We start from the raw sequence: 21,850 nt of genomic DNA, 5'->3' as shown, positions 1-21,850 counted from the left end.
CGGGGCCGGTCGGCCTTGTCTTGTGTTCGGGTGGCTCGACCGCATCCGCCATGCATGACCAGTACTTCCGCCACGGCGTAGATTAACGCCGGAAATTATCCGTGCCGGGTCGGCGCAGGGCTGTCGAAATAATTCGATTTATTTGATCAACAAGCAGGTGTTTTGGGCAATTTCAAAAGTGTGCCGGCGCAGGACTGGCGGCAGCCAACACAAACTGTGAAAGGAAGAAGAAAACTGGCCCTGAGGACAATGCACAGCGCCCGGGAGGACAGCCGCAATCGCAGGGGAAAGGAGGGAGGAAGCGGCGGGTGCGAAGGGCACATCGCGGAATGGAAATCGGAGGGTGGCAGGGGAAGCTTGCGCCGGGCGCTTCCCCTGCAAGGTCGAACCGTGAAGATCAGTCTTCCTCGACCCAATCGACGACTGCTCCCAGCGAACGCAGGTTCTCCACGAATTTGGGATGGGCGCGCCGGATCGGCAGCGCATTGCGGATCTCGGAGCGGCCCTCGATGCTGGCGGCGACCATGAACAGCGCGATGGCCACGCGGATGATGTAGGGGCTTTCCACCGAAGCCGGCGACAGCGGCAGGCCGCCGAAGGTGATCAGGCGATGCGGATCACCCAGGAACACGTGGGCACCGAACTTGGACAGTTCGCTGCTCCAGCCCATGGCACCGTCGTAGATCTTGTTCCAGAACATGGTGTTGCCCTCGGCCTTGACACCCAGGGCGATGAAGATGGGCAGCAGGTCCACCGGCAGATAGGGCCAGGGCGCGGCTTCCACTTTGGTGAGGATGTTGCTGGTGAAGGGTTTGACCACCTTCAGCGGCCCGTTCTGGCGCGTGTGCGACCAGCCGTTCTCATGCACCACTTCGACGCCGAATTTGGCGAAGGTGCGGTCGATCAGCGGGAACTGTTCCGGTGCGCTGTTGCGCACGCGGACCTGGCCCCCGGTGATGGCGCCCATGGCGAGGAAGGTGGCGATCTCGTGGAAATCCTCGTCGAAGCGGAATTCACCGCCGCCCAGCTGCTGGCCGCCGCGCACCGTCACGCGCGAGGTGCCGAGGCCGTCGATCTGCACGCCCATCATCACCATGAAGCGGCAGAATTCCTGCACGTGCGGTTCCGAGGCGGCATTGGTGAGTACCGACTCGCCCTCGGCGGCAGCGGCGCACAGCACGAAGTTTTCGGTCGTGGTGACCGAGGCATAGTCCAGCCAGTGATGATTGGCCTGCATGCGGCCGCCGGTGCGGATGATGAGCGAATCCGGGCTGCTCTCCACCCGGGCCCCGAAGCGCTGGAAGACTTCGACGTGCGGATCGATCTCGCGCACGCCGAGCGTGCAGCCCTTGACGTCGTTCTCCAGCCGCGCCACGCCGAAGCGCGCCAGCAGCGGCGGTACCAGCATGATGGAGGAACGCATCTCCTCCGGCAGGTGGTGCACTTTGGGATCGAAGTGCGTATCGCGGTGATGCAGTTCCAGCACGCCGCTGGCATAGTCCACCTTCACCTCGCTGCCCAGCACGCGGAAGATCTCGAGGATCTTCTTGACATCGGTGATCTCGGGGATGCCGATCAGCCGCAGCGGCTGGTCGGTCAGCAGGGTGGCGCAGAGGATGGGGAGGACGGCATTCTTGTTGGCGGAGGGGGTGATGTCGCCGCGCAGCGGGCGGCCACCGTGTACGATGAGATTGGACATGAAGAAAATCGTTGATTCAGTCAGACGGAGTGCGCCGGAAGCAGCCTGCCCCGGCCGGGAATGGACAGATTATGCGCCGTCCGGTTGCAGCCAGGGAAGCAAATTATGTCTCGCGGCGGCGGCCTCCCCGGGACTTGTCGCCTTGTCATCTTATTCACTTGCGGCTGTACGGCAGTGAAGGTTGCTGCATTGAAAGCCAAGTTTCCGTATCATGGCCGGTCTTGGATGATCGCACCGACAAGGTTTTCGACGATGTTTCGCACGCAGCAGTCCCGTTCCGGTAATGATTTACGCTTTTCCCTGCTGATCCTGCCTGGCCTGCGCCGGGCCGGCATGGTGGTCCGTCTCCTGATGTGCAGCGTCTTGCTGCTGGCGCTGACGGCGCTCTCGGGCAAGCTCAGCGAGGCCCAGGCCGCCGGCTCCACGGCCGGCAAGCACCGGGCCGCCAGCAGCGGTGCCAAGGGCCGCAATCGCAGCGTACGCAAGAAGGCCGCCCTGCCTGCCAAGGCGCGCACCCCGGCGCGTGGCCGCCGTCGTGGCCGTGCGGCTGCGGCCGCTGCTGCAGCCGGAGCGACCGCGGCCACCGCCGCCGCGGCGAGTCCGGCCGCCCCGGCAACGGCCATCACCACCAACACCAAGCCCGAGCTGCTGCCGCGCTGCGGTTTCACCGAAGCCTCGCGCCGCCACATCTTCTCGCGCGGGGTGTACGTGCTCGATGAAGAGACCAATACGCCGCTCTTCGAGCGCAACGCCGATACGGTCGCCCCCATCGCCTCGGTGACCAAGCTGATGACGGCCATCGTCTGGCTGGACCAGAAGTCGCTGCCCATGGCCAATCGCCTGGAAGTGACCGAGGATGACCTGGACAACCTCAAATTCACCCATTCGCGCCTGAACGTCGGGGCCAGCCTGTCGCGTGCCGACATGCTGCACATCGCCCTGATGTCTTCCGAGAACCGCGCTGCCGCCGCCATGAGCCGCGACTATCCGGGCGGCCGTCCGGCCTTCATCGCCGCCATGAATGCACGCGCCCAGGCACTGGGCATGCCGCATACCCATTTCGAGAACGGTACCGGCCTGTCGCCCGAGAATGTTTCGACCCCGCGCGAGCTGGCCGAACTGGTCAAGGCGGCCAACCGCTACCAGCTCATCCGCAATGATTCGCTGGACAAGCAGAAGATCATCAACATCGGCCGTGGCCAGCTGCAGTACATCAATTCCAATCGCCTGATCCGCTACGGCCAGGTCAATGCCACCGTGCAGAAGACCGGCTTCATCAACGAGTCCGGCCACAACATGGTGCTGCGCCTGCTGGTGCATGACCGCCGGCCGGTGATCGTCACCATGCTGGGCAGCGGCACTGCCGATGGCTCGCGGCTGGATGGGGTGCGCATCGCCAAGTGGCTCAACTGTTCGCTGAACTGAGCTGCCATTCAGCCGGGACCACCTTGGCGGTGGCCTGGTACAGCCGCACCCGGTTGCGGCCTTCGCGCTTGGCCTGATAGAGCGCCTCATCGGCGGCCTTGATGATTTCGTCGACACTGCGATGCACGCCGCGCTCCAGGCAGGCCACGCCGATGCTGATGGTGAGGCGGCCGAACGGGCTGCGTTCATGCGGGATCTTCTGGGCCTGCAGCGCTGCCAATATCAGCTTGCCCACGTGCATGGCGCCCTCGGCATCGGCCTCATCGAGCAGCACCACGAATTCTTCACCCCCGTAGCGACCGGCACGGTCGCAATGGCGGGAAACCGCACCCTTGATGCAACGGGCCACGGCCACCAGGGCATAGTCGCCCGCCTTGTGGCCGTAGGTATCGTTGTAGAGCTTGAAAAAATCCACATCCGCAAACAGCACCGCAAAGCGTGCGGAGTCATTGCGCTGGCATTTGTGCCAGGCCTCCTGCAGGACTTCGTCCAGGGCGCGGCGGTTCAGCAGCGTGGTCAGCTTGTCGGTGCGGGCCTGCTCCTCCAGTTGCTGGTCCAGCTTGCTGCGGCGGAACAATTCCTCGCGCACGCGGCTGATGAGGTAGAAGGCCGCCGTGCTGAAGAGCGCCATCAGGAAGACCACGGCATAGAACATGCGCATCCATTCACGGAACAGCGCCGCCTTGGTGTGGCCGATGAAGACCACCCAGCGCGTCTGTGGCACGCGCACGTAGGTGTAGAGGCGCTGCACCCCATCCTGCTGCGAGCGCGTGAAATAGCTGCCTTCAGCGGGGGCGCTGGACGCCAGCAGCTTTTGCAGCTGCGGGGCATTTTCCACCCGGGAGCCGATGAAGGCCTCGTCATAAGGCAGGCGCATGTAGGCCACGCCCTCCACCGAGTAGAGCGACATGACCGCATTCTTTTCCAATGACATGGCCTCGAACAGCTGCCGGAAATAATCCAGGTAGAGCACCATGAAGACCACCCCGCCAAAACTGCCGTCGACATGGACCAGCCGCTTGGACAGCACGATCACCTGGGCGCGCCGTTCCAGCCGTACCGCTTGCGGGGACGAAATGAAGAGGGTGGCGCGCGCGTCCCGTCGTGGCCCGTCGAAGAAATCGCGGCCGGCAAAATTGCCCGGCATGATCTCGTCCAGCACGGGTGATCCGACCACGCGTTCACCATCGGCGTCGATGATGCCCTGGGCCGCGATGTAGCCGGCCTCGATCTTTTCGCCCAGCAGAAATTCCAGTTGTTGCTGGGCCGGCATGCGATGCAGTTGCGTATGGCGATAGCGCCACGCCAGGCTGTCCAGCGCCAGCGAAAGCAGCTCCATGTTGCGCGAGATCGAACGCTGTGCGATACGCGCCACGTTGAGGGTGTGATTGACCGAAATGTGTTCTACCTGCTTGTAGCTCTGGTAGAGCACCACACTGGTGATGACCCCTGCCATCAGTGTCAGCGAGCCGACCAGCAGGGTCATGTTGCGTTTGAGGCGTTTGATTTTTTGTCTCCCCGTACCTTGTCATGACAAAGCGTTCCCTGGCGCAATATCGCACCGTGAAAACCGCTTGGCAATGAAAAGGCAGCCGGGGAAAACCTTATGGCATCAGGCCATAAATCCGGGCCGAGGATTCGCCCCACAGGGCGTCCTGGTCCGCTGGAGAAAGACGGCGCGCGGCCCATTCCCGCACCACCGCCACCACCCTTGCATAGGAGGCGGCCAGCAGGCAGACAGGCCAGTCGGAGCCGAACATGAGGCGCTGCGGACCGAACAGTTCCAGCGCCGTATCGAGACACTGCACGATGTGATCGAAGTCGCGCGTGCAGAGTCCGCGCAGCCAGTCGGCTTCGGTCAAGAGGCCCGAGATCTTGCAGGCCACGTGCGGCATGGCGGCCAGTTCGCGCAACTGCTGGCGCCAGCGCTCATAGGCGGCGCGGCCCTTGCGGAATTCCTTCAGGGCCGGCTTGCCAAGGTGATTCAGGACCACCCAGTGCTGGTCATGCAAGGCGCAGAGCTGGCGCAGCTGCGGCAGGTGGCGTTCATGGGTGAGCACTTCCAGCACGTAGTCGCGCTCCTGCAGCCAGCGCACGCCGTGATTGAACTGCGGTTGTACCAGCGCTTGCGCGGCATCATCCTCGTCCTGCATCGGATGACGCAGCCCCAGCATCTTGGCGCGGCCCCATTGCTCCATGCGCTCGGCCAGTTGCGGCGAGGCGATGTCATCCCAGGCGATCACGCCGGCGATGCGCGCATCGCGCCGCGCCATCTCCAGCAGGAAACCGGTCTCCTCGTGGCCCGGACGGGCTTGCACCGTGATCGACGCATGCAGGCCCTGGGCGTCCAGCAGGGGCTGGAACTGGTAGGGCAGGCGGTCTTGCGCCAGCAGGTCCATGCCGGTACCGATCCAGGGATAATCCTCGGAACGGTAGCGCCAGAAGTGCTGGTGCGCGTCGATGCGCATCGGCCCCTTGATCCTTCTCACCGGGGCCGGTGGCATGCGCAATTCACGATGCAGGGTCAGCATGTCAGTGATTGTGCCGTGGCAGGGTCTGCGCCACGCCCTGATACTTCAGGGCCAGCTCCATGCAGGCACCGGTCTCCAGCTGGCCGACCGTGCTGCGATAGATTTCCTGCCAGGGTGTCTGGCTGGGCGGCACCGGCGGAATGCCTTCGCTCTTGCGGCGCGCCAGTTCTTCCTCGCTGATGAGCATGTTGCATTCTCCGGTGTTGAGATCGATGCGCACGCGGTCGCCATCGCGCAGATACGCCAGACCGCCACCGACGGCGCTCTCGGGCGATGCATTGAGGATGGAGGGACTGTCGGAAGTGCCGGACTGGCGGCCATCGCCCAGCGTGGGCAGGGTCGAGATGCCGCGCTTGATGAGCGCATCGGGCGGCTGCATGTTGACCACCTCGGCCGAACCGGGCCAGCCGACCGGCCCGGCGCCGCGAATGGCCAGCAGCGTGTTTTCGTCGATCTGCAGTGCGGGGTCGTTGATGCGGGCGTGGTAGTCGTCCGAGCCATCGAAGACCACGGCGCGGCATTCGAAGATATTTTCCTGGCCGGGCGTGCTGAGATAACGCTCGCGGAAGGTTTCCGAAATGACGCTGGTCTTCATGATGGCGAAGTCGAACAGGTTGCCCTTCAACACCAGGAAACCGGCGCGCTCGCGCAGCGGGGCGGAAAATGCGTAAATCATTTCCCGGTCGTTCGATGCACGGCCCTGCAGATTCTCGGCCATGGTCTTGCCGGTAGCGGTGATGCGCTCGGCGCGCAGCTTGCCGGCCTGCTGCAGTTCCCACATGATGGCCGGTACGCCGCCGGCGCGGTGGAATCGTTCACCCAGGTACTTGCCGGCCGGCTGCATGTTCAGCAGCAGCGGCACGTCATAACCATACTTCATCCAGTCTTCCGAATGCAGCTCCACGCCCGCATGGCGCGCCATGGCCATGATGTGCGGCTGGGCATTGGTGGAGCCGCCGATGGCGGCATTGACCACGATGGCATCGAGGAAGGCCTCGCGCGTCAGGATCGCTGAGGGACGCAGGTCTTCATAGGCCATGCCGACGATGCGGCGGCCGGTTTCATAGGCCATCTGGCCGCGTTCGCGATAGGGGGCGGGGATGGCCGAGCAGCCGGTGAGCGACATGCCCAGCGCCTCGGCCATGGCGTTCATGGTGGAGGCGGTGCCCATGGTGTTGCAGTGACCGGAGGAGGGGGCCGATGCGGCGGCGATCTCCAGGAATTTCTCGTTGTCGATGGCACCTGCCGAGAGCAGCTTGCGGCCCTTCCAGATGGCCGATCCGGAGCCCACCAGTTCGCCATCCATCCAGCCGTCCAGCATGGGGCCGCCGGAAAGCACGATGGCCGGGATATCGACGGTCGCTGCCGCCATGATCTGCGAGGGCGTGGTCTTGTCGCAGCCGGTGGTGAGCACCACGGCATCGATGGGGTAGCCATGCAGGATTTCCACCAGGCCCAGGTAGGCCAGGTTGCGGTCGATGGCGGCGGTCGGACGGCGGCAGTTCTCGAAGATCGGATGCAGCGGGAATTCCATGGGAATGCCGCCCGCATCGCGGATGCCATCGCGCACCCGCTTGGCCAGCTCCAGGTGGATGCGGTTGCAGGGGCTGATGTCGCTGCCGCTCTGGGCGATGCCGATGATGGGACGGCCCGAGCGCAATTCTTCGGCGGTGATGCCGTAGTTCATGAAGCGCTCCAGGTAGAGCGCCGTCATGTCGATGTGGTCCGGATTGTCGAACCAGTCCTGGGAGCGGAAGCGACGGGGTGTGGCGTGTGGCTTGTTCATGGATTCCTCTGGGCCGAAAGGCGTGTGGATAAGTTACGCGCCCAGCCAGCCGGCATCGACGTAGTACTCGCGGCCGGTACACTTGGCACCGCTGTCGGAGGACAGGAACAGCGCGAGCGCCGCGACATCATGCGGATCGACACGGACCGGCAGGCATTGCGCAGCCAGGATTTTCGCCTCTTCTTCAGGGGTGTGCCAGAGCAGCGTCTGGCGCGGGGTGCGGATGGCCCCCGGGATGATGGCATTGACGCGCACGCCATCGCGGCCAAAGTCGCGCGCCATGCCGTGGGTCATGCCTTCGATGCCGGCCTTGGCGGTCATGTACAGCGTCAGGTCGGGCAGGCCCAGGTGCCATGAGATCGAACCGAAGTTGAGGATCACCCCGGCCTTGCGTTCCCGCATGCCCGGCAGCACCGCCTGGGCGCAGAAGAACTGGTGGCGCAGGTTCACGGCCAGGCGTTCATCCCAGTAGGCGGGGGTGACGTCTTCGCTCTTGTGGCGGTCATCATTGGCGGCGTTGTTGATGAGGATGTCGACGCCGCCCATGACGGTCTCGATCTCGGTGAAGGTGGCGCGCAGGGCTTCCAGGTTCATCAGGTTGCAGGGGAAGAAGCGCGGTGCCACGGCGGCATCCTTGAGCGAGGCCACCAGTGCCTCCGACGGTTCGGTGGCGATATCGAGGAAGCACACCTGCGCCCCTTGCCCGACGAAGGCTTCCACCAGCGCCGCACCGATGCCGCTGCCGCCGCCGGTGATGACGACCCGCTTGCCGGCGAGGCTACGATAGAGGGCGTGTTCGAAGACGGTGGGGGTAGCTGCGGTCATGCTTGATGCTCCAGAGGATAGGATGGGCCGCAGATGCGACCCGGAAAATTGATCAGTTCATTCAGAGATGAAAAAGAATTGCTTCCTCATCTCATTCCGTTCGGACTGAGTAGGCCCTTGGGCCGTATCGAAGGCGCTACTGCTGGTGCGCCTTCGATACGCGGCTATGCCGCTACTCAGTCCGAACGGTCTCGGTTCATCGCGTCATTTTGATCAGCGACCCGAACGGGTACTCACGTCGACCCACACCGCCAGCACCAGGATGCTGCCCTTGACGATCATCTGCCAGTAGGTGCCCACGTCCAGCATGGACATGCCGTTGTCGAGGCTGGCCATCACCAGTGCACCGATGAGCGCGCCATAGATGGTGCCGGAGCCGCCGCGCATGGACGTGCCGCCGATGAAGCAGGCTGCAATCGCATCGAGTTCGCCCATGTTGCCCGCCGACGGCGAGCCTGCAGCCAGGCGGGCGGTGTTGACCAGACCGGCCAGTGCGCACATCAGGCCCATGATGCCGAACACCCACAGCTTGACGGCCTGCACGTTCACGCCCGACAGGCGGGTGGCTTCCATGTTGCTGCCCACCGAATAGATGCGGCGGCCGAACACGGTCTGCGTGCTCACGTAGCTGAACAGGCCCAGCAGCCCCAGCAACAGCAGCACCGGCACGGGGATGCCGTCATAGCTGTTGAGCGTGCGCACGAAGGCCAGCAGTACCGCGCCGATCACCAGCACCTTCAAGCCATCGCGCCAGAGGGCCGCCAGCGGCAGGCCGTGACGGCTGCGGTTGACGCGGCTCATCCACGTGAGCGCCACCGCCAGCACGAACAAGGCGATGCCCAGCGCCACGCCGATCTGTGGCGGCAGGTAACCCTGGCCCAGATAGACCATGTTGTCCGACACCGGCGCAATGGTGAGGCCGCCGGTAATGCCCAGCAGGATGCCGCGGAAGGCCAGCATGCCGCCCAGGCCGACGATGAAGGAGGGAATGCCGAGGTAAGCGGTCAGGTAGCCGTTCAACAGGCCCAGCCCCAGGCCGAAGCCCAGCGCCAGCACCAGGTTCAGCGCGAGCGGCAGGTGATGGCTCACGTCCAGCAGCGCGGCGATGCCGCCCAGCAGGCCAAGCAGCGAACCCACCGAGAGGTCGATTTCACCGGCGATGATGACCAGCACCATGCCACAGGCGAGGATGCCGGTCACCGACATCTGGCGCAGCAGGTTCGACAGATTGCGGGGCGTGAGGAAACCGCCATCGGTCATGAAGCTGAAGAAGCCCCAGATGATGGCGATGGCGATCAACAGCGCGATGATCTTGTAGCGGCGAAACACCAGCTTCAGGTTGGCCATGCCGCCTGCTCCACCCATGGCAGCGCCGCTGGCGCTGCTCAGATTGCTTGTAGTCATACCGAATTCACCTTGTGATGTTGTGTCAGACCGCCACCGCGCGTGGGGACGCTTGCGGGACGGGCTGGTTGATGGCAGCGGCCAGCACGGTTTCCTGGCTGAGGTTGTCGTTGACGAAGTCGCCGCGCAGTTTGCCTTCGCCGATGACCAGCACGCGATCCGACACGCCCAGTACTTCGGCCAGTTCCGAGGACACCATGATGATGGCCAGGCCCAGCTTGGCCAGCTCCGAAATGAGCCGGTAGATCTCGGCCTTGGCCCCCACGTCCACGCCGCGCGTGGGTTCGTCCAGAATTAATACTTTGGGCTGGGCCAGCAGCATCTTGGAGAGTACCGCCTTCTGCTGGTTGCCACCCGAGAGTCCGGTGATGGGCAGGAAGGGCGAGGCGGTCTTCACGCGCAGGCGGCTGATCTCGCCCTGGATGGTCTTCAGTTCGGCGCTGCTGTCGATGCGGGTGCCGCGCGAGAAGCGGTTGAGCACGGTCAGCGTGATGTTCTGGCCCACATCCAGGTCCGGCACGATGCCATGGTGCTTGCGGTCTTCCGGCACCATGCACAGGCCCTGGCGGATGGACTTCAGGGGCGAGCCGGTATCGGCCTGCTTGCCTTCGAGCAGCACCTGCCCCTCGTAACGTCCGCGATAGGCGCCGAAGATGGCCGAGACCAGTTCGGTGCGTCCTGCACCTACCAGTCCGGCAATGCCCAGGATCTCGCCCCGGCGCACCGAAAAGGAGACGTCATCGACACGCTTGCGGCGCGGATTGTCGATGTCGTAGCAGGTGATGTTGCGGGCTTCCAGCACCACTTCGCCGATGGCGTGATTGCGCTCCGGGTACATGGCGGTGATTTCGCGGCCGACCATCTGGGTGATGATCTTGTCCACATCCATGTCCTGCATGGGCGTGGTGGCGATGTGCTTGCCATCGCGGATCACCGAGATGGTGTCGCAGATCTCGGCCACTTCGTCGAGCTTGTGCGAGATGTAGACGCAGGCCACGCCGCGCGCTTTCAAGTCCTTGATGATCTTCAGCAGCACCGCGATTTCGGAGGCGGTCAGCGACGACGAGGGTTCGTCCAGGATCAGCAGGCGCGCATCCTTGTTGAGCGCCTTGGCGATTTCCACCAGTTGCTGGTGGCCACCGCCATATTGCGAGACCGGCAGGGCCACGTTGATGTCGGGCATGTTCAGCTCGCGCATCAGTTCTTCGGCGCGGCGATACATGGCGGGGTAGTTCATGCGGCCACCCGGCAGGGTGATCTCGTGGCCCATGAAAATGTTCTCGGCCACCGACAGCTCGGGCACCAGCATCAGTTCCTGGTGGATGATGACGATGCCGGCGGCTTCGGTGTCACGCACCGAATGGGCCTGCAGCGGCTTGCCGTCCCACAGGATTTCGCCATCCCAGGTGCCATGGGGATAGACGCCGGAGAGGATCTTCATCAGCGTCGATTTGCCCGCGCCGTTTTCACCGCACAGGCCCACGCATTCGCCGGGGCGGATCTTGATGTCGATGCCGTCCAGGGCACGCACACCGCCAAAGCTCTTGACGATGCCTTTCATTTCTAACAGATACTCGGACATGCCTGTTCTTTCCAAGAAGCCTCTGGAGCCTGCGCCCGGCGGTCTTGCCGGGGGCGCAGAGAGCGACGCCGGCTACCGTTGCGGCAGCCGGCGTTCGTCACTCAGGAATCAACGGCCGTCGATCTGGGCCTGGGTGTAGAAGCCGTCATCGACCAGGACCTTGACGTTTTCCTTGGTCAGCAGGATGGGCTTCAGCAGCAGGCTGTCGACCTTCTTGAAGCCGTTGTCATACTGGGCGTTGTAGGTCGGCTTCTCGTTGCGGGCAAGTTGCACGGACAGGTTGGCCGCTTCGGTGGCGATCTGCTTCAGGGGCTTGTAGACGGTCATGGTCTGGGTACCGGCGACCACGCGCTTGACGGCGGCCAGGTCGGCATCCTGGCCCGAGACCGGCACCTTGCCGGCCAGCTTCTGCGCTGCCAGGGCCTGGATCGCGCCACCGGCGGTGCCGTCGTTGGAGGCCACGATGGCATCGATCTTGTTGTTGTTGGCCGTCAGCGCATTCTCGACGATGGACAGGGCTTCGGTCGGGTTCCATTCCTTGACCCATTGCTGGCCGACGATCTTGATGTCGCCCTTGTCGATGTAGGGCTTCAGGGCCTTCATCTGGCCTTCGCGGAACATCTTGGCGTTGTTGTCGGTGGGCGAGCCGCCCAGCAGGAAGAAGTTGCCCTTGTTCTTGACCTTCAGGATGCCCTCGGCCTGCATTTCACCGACCTTCTCGTTGTCGAAGGAGATGTAGGCGTCGACGTCGGCATTCAGGATCAGGCGGTCATAGGACAGCACCTTGATGCCGGCCTTCTTGGCTTCCTTGATGGTGTTGGTCAGGACCGTGGCGTTGAAGGGGACGATCACGATCACGTCCACGCCGCGCGAGATCAGGTTCTCGATCTGGGAGATCTGGCGTTGCTCGCTGGCATCGGCCGATTGCACATAGACCTTGGCGCCCAGCTTTTCAGCGGCGGCGGTGAAGAAGTCGCGGTCGCGCGCCCAGCGCTCCACACGCAGGTCATCGATGGAAAAACCGATCTTGGGATTCTTGGCGTCGGCCATGGCGCTGCCGGCCACCATGGACAGGGTGGTCACGGTCATCAGCGCCAATACGGTCTTCTTCAGCATTGCCTTCATAGTCCAGTCTCCGATTTGAATTGAATTTGAATTGATTATGATTTTTGAAGCGGCGTGACCGGGTGGAACCGGTGGCCCGTTTTGGGGCAATCGCTTCCAAGGGCGCGTGGGGCCGAGCTTGTCAGGAATGGTCTACGCCGCATGATGGTGCGAGGGGGATACTAGCCCCGGGCCAATCCCCTCTACAATTACGAAATTCACCAAACGGCTTAGTGATTCTTTTTGTTGCAGGAGCACATATCCGTCATTTCGACGATGGCTCGCTACAATTCGACGAATACAAGAACGGCGCGCCTGACGACGCCGGCAACCAGGAGACACAGCGTGGCAAAAACCCCCACGGTGCACCGGATTGCGTTGCTCTTCAATGGCAACAAGATCTTCGATCGGGAAATCATTTCCGGCATCGGCGAATACATCAGCAGCACCCGTGCCTCCTGGGACTTGTACCTGGAGGAGGATTTCCGCTGCCGCCCGCAGGGTATCGAGCGCTGGGCCGGGCACGGCATCATTGCCGACTTCGACGATCCGGTGACGACCGCCGCGCTGGAAGGTGTGCAGCTGCCGGTGGTGGCCATCGGCGGCTCCTATGCCGACCCTTCGCAATATCCGGCCAACCGGCCCTATGTAGCCACCGACAACTACAAGATGGTCAAGCTGGCTTACGACCACCTGATCGAAGCCGGCCTGCAGCATTTCGCCCTGTACAGCCTGCCCGAGTCGCCCTGCAATCGCTGGGCGCAGGAGCGCGAGCGCATCTTCACCGACCTCACCGGTGCTGATGGCATCACCGGCCACATCTATCGCGGCGTGGGGACCAGCGCGCAATCGTGGGATGCCGCCGTGGAGCAGCAGATCGCCTGGGTGCGCAGCCTGCCCAAGCCGGTGGGCATCATCGCCGTCACCGATGCGCGGGCGCGGCAGTTGCTGCAGGCCTGCCTGTTCGCCGGCATCGCGGTGCCGGAGCAGGTGGCGCTGATCGGCATCGACAATGATCCGCTGGCCCGGGTGTTGACGCGCATCCCCTTGAGTTCGGTGATCCAGGGCAGCGTGGAGATGGGCCGCACCGCCGCCCACCTGCTGCACCAGATGCTGCATGGGGCGCGCTTTCCGGACACGCGCATCATGGTGCCGCCGGTCGGCATCAACGTACTGGCCTCCAGCCGCCACGAGGTGCGCAATCATCCGCACGTGATGCAGGCACTGCACTTCATCCGCCAGTACGCCTGCCAGGGCATCAAGACTGACCAGGTGGCCGATTACGTGGGCATTTCACGCTCGTCGCTGGAATGGTATTTCCGCCGCGAGCTCGGCCGCAGCGTGCATGATGAAATCCTGCGCTTCAAGCTGGAAGCCGCCAAGCGCATGCTGGAGCAGGCCGGCAGCCATGCGGCCGAGATCGCCGTCAGCTGCGGCTTCACCACCGTGCAATACCTGCACGCCGTCTTCAAACGCGAACTGGGCTGCACGCCCAGGGAGTACCAGGAACAATTCGCCGCCGGACTGGAGCGCTCGGCTGCACCGTCCGCCCCTGCCGTCCGGCCCAAGAAGAAAACCACGGGGCCCTCCCTTCTTACCACCACAAAATGACGCACTTCACCCTCTCCCACACCACTTCTGCGGACGGCATCCGTCTCTACACCTTGCGCAACCACACCGGCATGCGCGTGACCATCAGCGACCTGGGGGCCACCATGGTCAACTGGTGGGCACCCGATCGCTATGGCCGCGAGGCCGACGTCCTGTTGGGCTTTGAGCGGGTCGAGCAATACGCGCACAACCCGGCGTATTTCGGCGCCATCGTCGGGCGCTGGGGCAACCGCATCGCGGGCGGCCGTTTCGAACTCGACGGCGTGGCGCACCAGGTCGATTGCAATGAAGGCGAGAACCACCTGCACGGCGGCCGCGAAGGTTTCCATGCCCAGCGCTGGCAGGTGCAGCCCGATCCGGAAGGCCTGCGCCTGATGCTGGTCTCGCCGGCCGGGCAGGCGGGTTTTCCGGGCACGGTGATGGCGTCGGTGCTGTACCGCCTGGATGACGAGGGCCAGTTGCGCATCGATTACACCGCCACCAGCGATGCGGCCACGCCCATCAACCTGACCTCGCATGCGTATTTCAACCTCAATGGTGGCACCTGCGACATCCGCGACCACATCATCGCCATCGAGGCCGATGGCTACCTGCAGGTCGATGCCAGGCTGATTCCGGAAGGCCGCGCCGATGTGGCCGGCAGTGCGTTTGATTTCCGCCAGCCGGCCCCCATCGGTCCGCGCCTGGACTGGCCGGATCCGCAACTGAAGCTGGCCGGTGGCTTCGACCATTGCTATTGCCTGCGCAGCGAACACGAACCGCAGCCGGGCCAGGGCCGTGTGGCGCAGACCCTGCGCGAAGTGGCCAGCGTCTACGAGCCGGGGTCGGGGCGTGAGTTGCGCGTCTCCACCACCGAGACCGGGCTGCAGTTCTACAGCGGCAATTTCCTCTCCGGCGTACAGGGGCGGGGCGAGCAGCCGTATGCCATCCATGATGGCTTCTGCCTGGAGGCGCAGTCCTATCCGGACCAGGTCAACACGCCGCTGCGCGAAGCGGTGATCCTGCGGCCGGGGCAGGTGTATCGGCAGACTACCGTGTATCGCTTGGGGGTGCGGGACTAAACTGCACCGTGAGAACGTATTGAAAATTTTTTAGAAAGCGGCGTTACCTTCGCCCTTGCCGCTGACATCTCTTCTTTTCCTCCTTAGCCTCCCCGGAAACGGCGCTGTTGAGTACAGCGCCGTTTCCATCTCCCCATCTGCATATCTGTTGTATTTGCGCCGAGCGTCCGCTGGTGGGTCGTCTCGCTCAAACGCGGGACTTGCCGTGGGGCTCTCGTTCAAATAACCTAACGGTTAGGTTTATGAAAATCTGTTCGCACAAGGGCTTGCGCGTTTCCCTCTTTACTCGCAACGAGCACTGCCCGCCGCACGTGCACGTGGGTAATGGGCACTGGGATGCCCGGTTTCGCTTCAGCTTCTGGCACAACGGCGTTGCCTTGTGGGACGTGAATCCACTATGGATTGCTCCGGCGGCATCGCTGCTGGAAGAGCTGAGACAAGTGATTGAGCAGCCGGTGAATCTGAGGCTGGCTCGCCAGCGCTGGTGGCTGAGCCAACAGTCGGTTTGCCTTGATCATCAACACTGGGACAAGGATAGTGAAGAGGTGGTGAGTCCCAGCGTATGGCGAAGAAATGCCGTCGCGATCCTCCGGGCACGCTACGTGCCATTGAGCGACCGGACCGAATTGCAACTTGCGGGACAAGCACGTCCCTTGGAGATCGAACTATGACGATCAAAGCAAAGAAGCGTGACAATTCTCCCGTCACCGACGAAGTTCTGGAGCACGCCATTGCTTTGGGCCAGCAGCGACGGCGTTCCAGTTTGCAGGCCGTCGAGGTAACGTATATGCCCGGTCTCGAATCTCTGGCTATCTGTTTCGCCGACAAAACCGGAATCCTGCTTCCCATCGACAACTATCCGGAGTTCGCTGCGTTGAGCGTAGCTGAATTGCGGCGGATCGAGATCGGCTACGCCGGCAGTGCCCTGTGTCTTGAGGAACGGGACCTGCATGTCTCCATTGAAGGACTGGTTGCGTCCAGCCCTTCTCTGATGAAGTTGGCAACCACTGTTGCCGCAGCCCGCAACGGCAGCCGCAGCAGCGAGGCCAAGATTCTGGCCGTACGCGAAAATGGCAGGAAAGGCGGAAGGCCACGCAAGCTGACCGACCCCAGCTAGCCCGCACGACCTGCACGCCGTTGCGCTCAAGCTGAGCGCTTGCGTGTTTTCGACATTTTCCTTCATCTCCCGACGAGAATTCATTAGCTCGTCTAATATCCCCATTAAGCCCGGCTCAGCTAATCAGTCCCCGCGTGATGCGCCATCATGCGGGGATCCTGTTTAGTGTCGCCTTGCTGCGTCCTTCACTTCCCCTCCAGAGCGCCCGTCCGCGCTGGCTTGCGTTCTCAACCCCGATGGCAGGAACCATGGAACTCCAGATCAACGACAAGACTTACCAGATCACCTCCGATGCCGAGACCCCCCTGCTGTGGGTGATCCGCGATGAACTCGGCATGACCGGCACCAAATACGGCTGCGGCCTGGCCCAGTGCGGGGCCTGTTCCGTGATGGTCGATGGCGAGGTGCTGCGCTCCTGCGTCATGCCCGTCGGCGCCATGGCCGGACGCAAGGTCACCACCATTGAGGCGGTCACCGCCGATCCGGTCGGCCAGAAAGTGGTCGATGCCTGGGTCCGGCACCAGGTACCGCAATGCGGCTATTGCCAGTCCGGCCAGGTGATGGCTGCGACCGCCTTGCTGAAACAGGTGGCCCAGCCCAGCGACGAACAGATCGTCGGCGCCATGGTCAACCTCTGCCGTTGCGGCACCTACAACGCCATCAAGGCCGCCATGCATGAGCTCTCCGGCGGCACGGGCGCACCTGCCGCCGCTGCTGCGGCCACCACGCCCGCTGCACCGGCCGGCGCCGATGGCGTCAACAAGGCCGCTGTGGCCGCTGCCGCCGTGGTCGGCGTGGGGGCCGTCGCCGCCATCCAGTGGAGCAAGACCCAGAAGGCCAAGGCCGGCAAGGAGCAAGCATGAACCAGCCGCACGATCTTCCCCTGAACGAATTGCTGCCGGATGGTGAGCCGGTCAATGTCTCGCGCCGCCGCTTCCTGCTGGCCTCGGCCGGCACCGCCGCCGGTTCGCTGGTGGTCGGTTTCACCTTGCCGGCCGGCAACGCCCGCGCCCAGGCCAATGCTGCGCCGGCAGCGCCCGGCACGCGCGTACCGGCCTTCCTGGAAATCCGTCCCGACAACAGCATCCACCTGCAAAGTCCCTTCGTCGAAGGCGGGCAGGGCATCTTCACGGCCATGGCGCAGATCGTCGGCGAAGAACTCGATGCCGACCCCGCACGTTTCGTGGTCCACAACGCGCCCGCCAATGACCAGTACAAGGTGATGGACATCGGCATCCGCATCACCGGCGGCAGCATGTCGGTGCGTACCAGCTATCCGACCATGCGGCGTGTGGGCGCACTGGCGCGCCACCTGCTGCTGCAGGCGGCCGCCAATCAATGGCAGGTGCCGCTGGAAAGCCTCACCACCGAGCCCGGCCGTGTCATGCATGCGGCCAGTGGCCGGTCGATCAGTTATGGCGAACTCGCACCCAAGGCGCTGGACCTGCCCAATCCGCCGCTGGAGACCATCAAGCTCAAGGACGACAAACAATTCCGCTGGATCGGCAAGCCGCTGGCGCGGCTGGACGTGCTGGACAAGTCCACGGGCCGCGCGCAATACGGCATCGACACGCAAGTCGAGAACATGCTGCAGGCCGCCGTGCAACACGCACCGCGCTTGGGCCTGGAGGTCGGCAGCATCCGCAATGAAGCCGAGGTACGCAAGATGACCGGCGTGCATTCGGTGCATCGCCTGCCGGGCGCTGTCGCCGTGGTGGCCGAGCGCTGGTGGAATGCCAAGCGTGCGGTGGAAGCGCTGCAGGTGGACTGGAGCGATCCCGGCCCGGCACCGGATCGCCGCTATGTGCCGGCCGACTTTTCCACCGAAGGGTTTGCCGAGCAGTTGGCCAAGTCCACAGCGGCCGTCGATGAAGCCGAGACCGAAGGCGATGTGACCAAGGCCCTGGCCGGTGCCAAGACCGTGGTGCAAGCCAGCTACCGCAGCCAGTACCTCAATCATGCCCAGCTGGAACCGCCTTCGGCCACGGCCCGCTTCAATGCCGATGGCACGCTGGAGATGTGGCTGCCCAACCAGGCCCCGGAAATGTTCCAGGCCGCCATCGCCAAGCAGACCGGATTGCCTGCGGAGAAGATCACCATCCATTCGCCCTTGCTGGGCGGCTTCTTCGGCCGGCACTTCCTGTACGAGACGGCCATGCCCTTCCCGCAGGCGATCCAGCTGGCCAAGGCCGTGGGCCGCCCGGTCAAGGTGATCTGGAGCCGCGAGGAAGAATTCGCCCGCGATACCATGCGTCCGATGGCGGTGGTGCAATTCCGTGCCGGTCTTGATGACAAGGGTTTCCCCATCGCCATCGAAGCCATCAGCGCCACCGAAGGGCCGACCGAATCGATTGCCAACAAGCGCAACAAGATCGACCCCACTGCGCTGGAAGGGCTGGCCGGCAAGTCCTATCAGTTTGCCCACAAGCGCATCGGCCAGCGGTTTGTGAAGAATCCGCCCATCGTCGGTTACTGGCGCTCGGTCGGCAATTCGATGAATGACTTTTTCTACGAAGCCTTCCTCGACGAGATCGCCGACAAGGGCGGCCAGGATCCGCTCGATGTGCGCCTGCGCCTGCTGCAGGGAAATGATCGCCTGACCACGCTGCTCAAGGCGGCCGTGGATCTCTCCGGCGGCTGGAAGCGGGGCCCCTTCACCGCCCCCGACGGCACTCGCCGCGCGCGTGGTGTGGCCATGGCCAAAGCCTTCGGTACCGAAACCGCTGCCATTGCCGAAGTCTCCATCGAGAACGGCCAGGTGCGCGTGCATGACATCTGGGAAGCCATCGATCCGGGCCGCATCGTCAACCCGGCCATTGTCGAGGCCCAGGTCAACGGAGCCGTCACGCTGGGCTTGTCGCAGGTGCTGCTGGAAGAAGTGGTCTACAAGGAGGGCGCACGGGTGGCGCGCAATTACGATCTCTATCCCATCCTGCCGCCGCAGCGCATGGCGCGCGTGCACGTCAAGATCATCGAGAGCGGTGCCAAGATGGGCGGCATCGGCGAACCGCCCCTGCCGGCCGTGCCGCCGGCGGTGGCCAATGCGGTTTCGCACCTGACGGGCCAGCGCATTCGCAGCATGCCGCTGTCGCATTACACCTTCAAGGCCTGATGGCAGACTGACGCATCCATGACTGATCAAAAAAACGGCAAGCTGCGCGTCTTCCTGCTGATCTTCGCGGCGCTGGTGATCGCCGCAGCGTGGGTCGCCCTGCGCACTCCGGCCTCGCCTTTCGACGGCGCAGCTGCGCCGCCGCCACCCTCCGCCGGGCTGATCCAGCGCGGCGAGTATGTGGCGCGCCAGGCCGATTGCGTGGCCTGCCACAGCACGCCCAAGAGCAAGCCCTTCGCCGGTGGCCTGGAGATGGCCACTCCGCTCGGTGCCATCTACGCCACCAACATCACGCCCGACCGCGGCAGCGGCATCGGTGACTACAGTCTGGCCGAATTCGACCGAGCGCTGCGTCACGGTGTGGCACGCGATGGGCACCGGCTCTATCCGGCCATGCCCTATCCGTCCTACGCCAAGATGTCGGATGAGGATGTGAGCGCGCTCTATGCCTACTTCATGCATGGCGTGAAACCGGTGGTGCAGGCCAACCAGGAGAGCGACATCCCGTGGCCGCTCAACATGCGCTGGCCGCTGGCGTTCTGGAATCTGGCCTTCACCAGCCCGCATCCCTACCAGCCCGATCCGAAACAGGATGCCCTCTGGAATCGCGGTGCCTATCTGGTGCAGGGTGCGGGCCACTGCGGCAGCTGCCACACGCCGCGCGGCGTGGCGATGAACGAGAAGGGGCTCGACGGTGGCCATCCGTTGTACCTGTCCGGCGCGCTGCTGGATGGCTGGTATGCCCCCAGCCTGCGCGGCGACGTCAATACCGGTATCGGACGCTGGAGTGAAGCCGAGGTCGTGCAATTCCTCAAGACCGGCCGCAACCAGCACGCGGTGGTGTTCGGTTCCATGGCCGATGCCTTCAACAACTCAACGCAATTCCTGAGCGACCAGGACCTGCAGGCCATCGCCCGTTACCTGAAGTCGCTGCCGGGCGATCCCAAGCGCGATGGGGAACCGTGGAAATACGATGCCGGCACCACCACCGCCCTGGCCGCACAACGCCTGGACAGCCCCGCTGCACGCACCTACATGGCCAAGTGCGCGGCCTGCCATGCGGTCGATGGACGCGGGCGTGCGCCGTGGATTCCACCGCTGGCCGGTGCCGTCTCCTCGCTGGCCAAGGAGGATGCCTCGGCCATCAACGTGACCTTGAATGGCTCGGTGCGCGTGGTGGCTGATGGCGTACCGGATTCGTATCGCATGCCGCCCTTCCGCAGCCAGTTGAGCGATGCCGAGATTGCCGAGGTGCTCAGCTTCATTCGCAGCAGCTGGGGCAATCATGGCGGTGCGGTCAAGGTGGACGACGTCAAGACTCTGCGTGAGCGCACCAATCCGGCCAGCAGCAATCCCATCGTCTTGCAGATGCGCTGAATCGTTTTTTCATGAAGTCCCGTTCGGACCGCTGACCTTTGCAGGCAGCGGTCCTTTTTTCATGACGGGAGGAAAGAGGAAAAGCTGGCGCGGAGGATGAAAACTTAGAACGCAGTACCGGCCGTCTTCATCGCCGCCACCGAATGCACCGGCGTCAAGGCCACGCCATTCTTGACGGCCAGCACCTCGGCCATCACGCTCACCGCGATTTCGGAAGGCGTCTTGCTGCCGATATAGAGCCCGATGGGCCCGCGCAGGCGCGCCAGGCTTTCTTCGGTCTGCTCGAAGTGAGTGATCAAGCGGTCCTTGCGCGCGGCACTGTTGCGGCGCGAGCCAATGGCGCCGACATAGAACGCCGGACTGGCCACCGCTTCCAGCAGTGCCAGGTCATCCAGCTTGGGATCATGGGTGAGGGCGATGACGCAGCTGCGCTGATCGGGACGGAAATCCAGCACCGCATCATCGGGCATGTCGGTGACGATGCGCACGCCCTCCACCGACCAGCTGCCCAGGTATTCCGAACGCGGATCGCAGATGGTCACCGCAAAGCCGTTGAAGAGCGCCATCGTCGCCAGGTATTCGGCCAGCATGCCGGCACCGATCAACAGCATCCGGTAATCCGGCCCCATGGTATGGCGCAGCGTATTGCCATCGAACAGCAGTTCGGCCGGTGACTCGCTGACCTCGATGCGGCTGCTGCCATCGTGGCAATCGACGCGGCGACAGACCAGTTGGCCACGTTCCAGCGTACTCACCAGTTCGTCCAGCATGCCCGCCGGGGGATCGAATTCGAGCAGCAGCGCCAGCGTGCCGCCGCAGGGCAGGCCGAAGCGATGCGCTTCATCGGCATCGATGCCGTAGCGCACCTGTTGCGGTGATCCTGCCTGGCCCCATGTGGCGGGGCGCTGGCGCAGGTACTGGAACAGCAGGTCATCCTCGATGCAGCCGCCGGAGACCGAACCGATGAGCCGGCCATCGTCACGGATGGCCAGTTGCGAGCCGACCGGACGCGGCGACGAGCCCCAGGTCGAAACCACGGTGGCCAGCAGCGCACTGCGCCCATTGCGCCGCCATTCGCGCAGGGCGCGCAAGACCTTGAGGTCGGAAGTATCGTTCATTGCGGCATCAGTTTACGTTCGATCGGAGGTCCAGTCTGCCATGACATCGGCACAGGAACTAATTAGCCGGGCTTATAGACCAATTAAGCCCGGTCCGG

The 21,850-nt window shown here is 63.8% G+C and carries 17 protein-coding genes; 8 read left to right on the top strand and 9 right to left on the bottom strand.

Translation table 11 applies throughout. From position 1 onward, the window contains the following. Positions 1-397: 397 nt before the first annotated feature. Positions 398-1,699 (bottom strand): UDP-N-acetylglucosamine 1-carboxyvinyltransferase, encoded by a 1,302-nt coding sequence (locus tag E2K99_RS23705; RefSeq protein ID WP_034331843.1) that lies wholly within the window; start codon positions 1,697-1,699, stop codon positions 398-400. Between the two features lie 252 nt (positions 1,700-1,951). Between E2K99_RS23705 and E2K99_RS23700 the strand changes: the two genes are divergently transcribed. Next, positions 1,952-3,124, top strand: coding sequence for a serine hydrolase (locus E2K99_RS23700; protein ID WP_134223792.1), 1,173 nt, complete (start codon positions 1,952-1,954; stop codon positions 3,122-3,124). Here the strand turns inward: E2K99_RS23700 and E2K99_RS23695 are convergent. The 7 genes from E2K99_RS23695 to xylF all read right to left on the bottom strand — a co-directional run bounded on the left by E2K99_RS23695 (position 3,105) and on the right by xylF (position 12,377). Further along, the gene (locus E2K99_RS23695) at positions 3,105-4,610 is read right to left on the bottom strand and encodes a sensor domain-containing diguanylate cyclase (RefSeq protein WP_134223791.1); all 1,506 of its coding nucleotides are present in this window, start codon (positions 4,608-4,610) and stop codon (positions 3,105-3,107) included. The two genes, E2K99_RS23700 and E2K99_RS23695, sit on opposite strands and share 20 nt — an antisense overlap. Before the next feature lie 118 nt (positions 4,611-4,728). Next, the gene (locus tag E2K99_RS23690) at positions 4,729-5,655 is read right to left on the bottom strand and encodes an L-fucono-1,5-lactonase (RefSeq protein ID WP_134223790.1); all 927 of its coding nucleotides are present in this window, start codon (positions 5,653-5,655) and stop codon (positions 4,729-4,731) included. A 1-nt stretch (position 5,656) separates the two neighbouring features. After that, entirely contained in the window at positions 5,657-7,441 is a 1,785-nt protein-coding gene (locus E2K99_RS23685; RefSeq protein WP_134223789.1) for an IlvD/Edd family dehydratase, read from the bottom strand. 33 nt (positions 7,442-7,474) lie between these two features. After that, a complete protein-coding gene (xylB, locus tag E2K99_RS23680) occupies positions 7,475-8,266 on the bottom strand; it encodes a D-xylose 1-dehydrogenase (RefSeq protein ID WP_134223788.1) in 792 nt (263 codons plus the stop codon). 213 nt (positions 8,267-8,479) lie between these two features. Beyond that, complete coding sequence (locus E2K99_RS23675; protein WP_205703722.1) at positions 8,480-9,670, bottom strand: sugar ABC transporter permease; 1,191 nt, start codon at positions 9,668-9,670, stop codon at positions 8,480-8,482. A gap of 25 nt (positions 9,671-9,695) precedes the next feature. Next, positions 9,696-11,252, bottom strand: a complete 1,557-nt coding sequence (xylG, locus tag E2K99_RS23670) for a D-xylose ABC transporter ATP-binding protein (protein WP_134223787.1) — start codon at positions 11,250-11,252, stop codon at positions 9,696-9,698. A gap of 108 nt (positions 11,253-11,360) precedes the next feature. Then, complete coding sequence (xylF, locus tag E2K99_RS23665) at positions 11,361-12,377, bottom strand: D-xylose ABC transporter substrate-binding protein (RefSeq protein WP_034330283.1); 1,017 nt, start codon at positions 12,375-12,377, stop codon at positions 11,361-11,363. A 324-nt stretch (positions 12,378-12,701) separates the two neighbouring features. On the opposite strand from xylF, the gene E2K99_RS23660 reads away from it, so the two are divergent. From E2K99_RS23660 to E2K99_RS23630, 7 genes are all read left to right on the top strand, one after another. Then, a complete protein-coding gene (locus E2K99_RS23660) occupies positions 12,702-13,967 on the top strand; it encodes a XylR family transcriptional regulator (RefSeq protein WP_039783179.1) in 1,266 nt (421 codons plus the stop codon). Next, positions 13,964-15,028: an aldose epimerase family protein gene (locus tag E2K99_RS23655; protein WP_134223786.1), complete on the top strand. Its 1,065-nt coding sequence runs from the start codon at positions 13,964-13,966 to the stop codon at positions 15,026-15,028. The genes E2K99_RS23660 and E2K99_RS23655 overlap by 4 nt, the downstream gene beginning before the upstream one ends. A gap of 242 nt (positions 15,029-15,270) precedes the next feature. Beyond that, the gene (locus E2K99_RS23650) at positions 15,271-15,699 is read left to right on the top strand and encodes a DUF4160 domain-containing protein (protein WP_134223785.1); all 429 of its coding nucleotides are present in this window, start codon (positions 15,271-15,273) and stop codon (positions 15,697-15,699) included. After that, positions 15,696-16,145 (top strand): DUF2442 domain-containing protein, encoded by a 450-nt coding sequence (locus tag E2K99_RS23645; protein ID WP_134223784.1) that lies wholly within the window; start codon positions 15,696-15,698, stop codon positions 16,143-16,145. The genes E2K99_RS23650 and E2K99_RS23645 overlap by 4 nt, the downstream gene beginning before the upstream one ends. A 248-nt stretch (positions 16,146-16,393) precedes the next feature. Next, on the top strand, positions 16,394-17,008 hold the full coding sequence (locus E2K99_RS23640; protein WP_134223783.1) for a (2Fe-2S)-binding protein: 615 nt from the start codon (positions 16,394-16,396) through the stop codon (positions 17,006-17,008). Further along, positions 17,005-19,257 carry a xanthine dehydrogenase family protein molybdopterin-binding subunit gene (locus E2K99_RS23635; RefSeq protein WP_134223782.1) on the top strand — a complete coding sequence of 751 codons (2,253 nt, stop codon included), beginning with the start codon at positions 17,005-17,007 and terminating at the stop codon, positions 19,255-19,257. The genes E2K99_RS23640 and E2K99_RS23635 overlap by 4 nt, the downstream gene beginning before the upstream one ends. A gap of 18 nt (positions 19,258-19,275) precedes the next feature. Next, on the top strand, positions 19,276-20,634 hold the full coding sequence (locus E2K99_RS23630) for a c-type cytochrome (protein WP_134223781.1): 1,359 nt from the start codon (positions 19,276-19,278) through the stop codon (positions 20,632-20,634). A 104-nt stretch (positions 20,635-20,738) separates the two neighbouring features. On the opposite strand, the gene E2K99_RS23625 is transcribed toward E2K99_RS23630, so the two are convergent. Then, positions 20,739-21,752, bottom strand: a complete 1,014-nt coding sequence (locus E2K99_RS23625) for an XdhC family protein (RefSeq protein ID WP_134223780.1) — start codon at positions 21,750-21,752, stop codon at positions 20,739-20,741. Positions 21,753-21,850: the final 98 nt, after the last annotated feature.

The sequence above is a fragment of the Herbaspirillum huttiense genome (assembly GCF_004367745.1).
GTDB lineage: Bacteria > Pseudomonadota > Gammaproteobacteria > Burkholderiales > Burkholderiaceae_D > Herbaspirillum > Herbaspirillum huttiense.
Note: the sequence above shows the minus strand (reverse complement) of the source record. Positions and strands in the feature narration are given on the sequence as shown.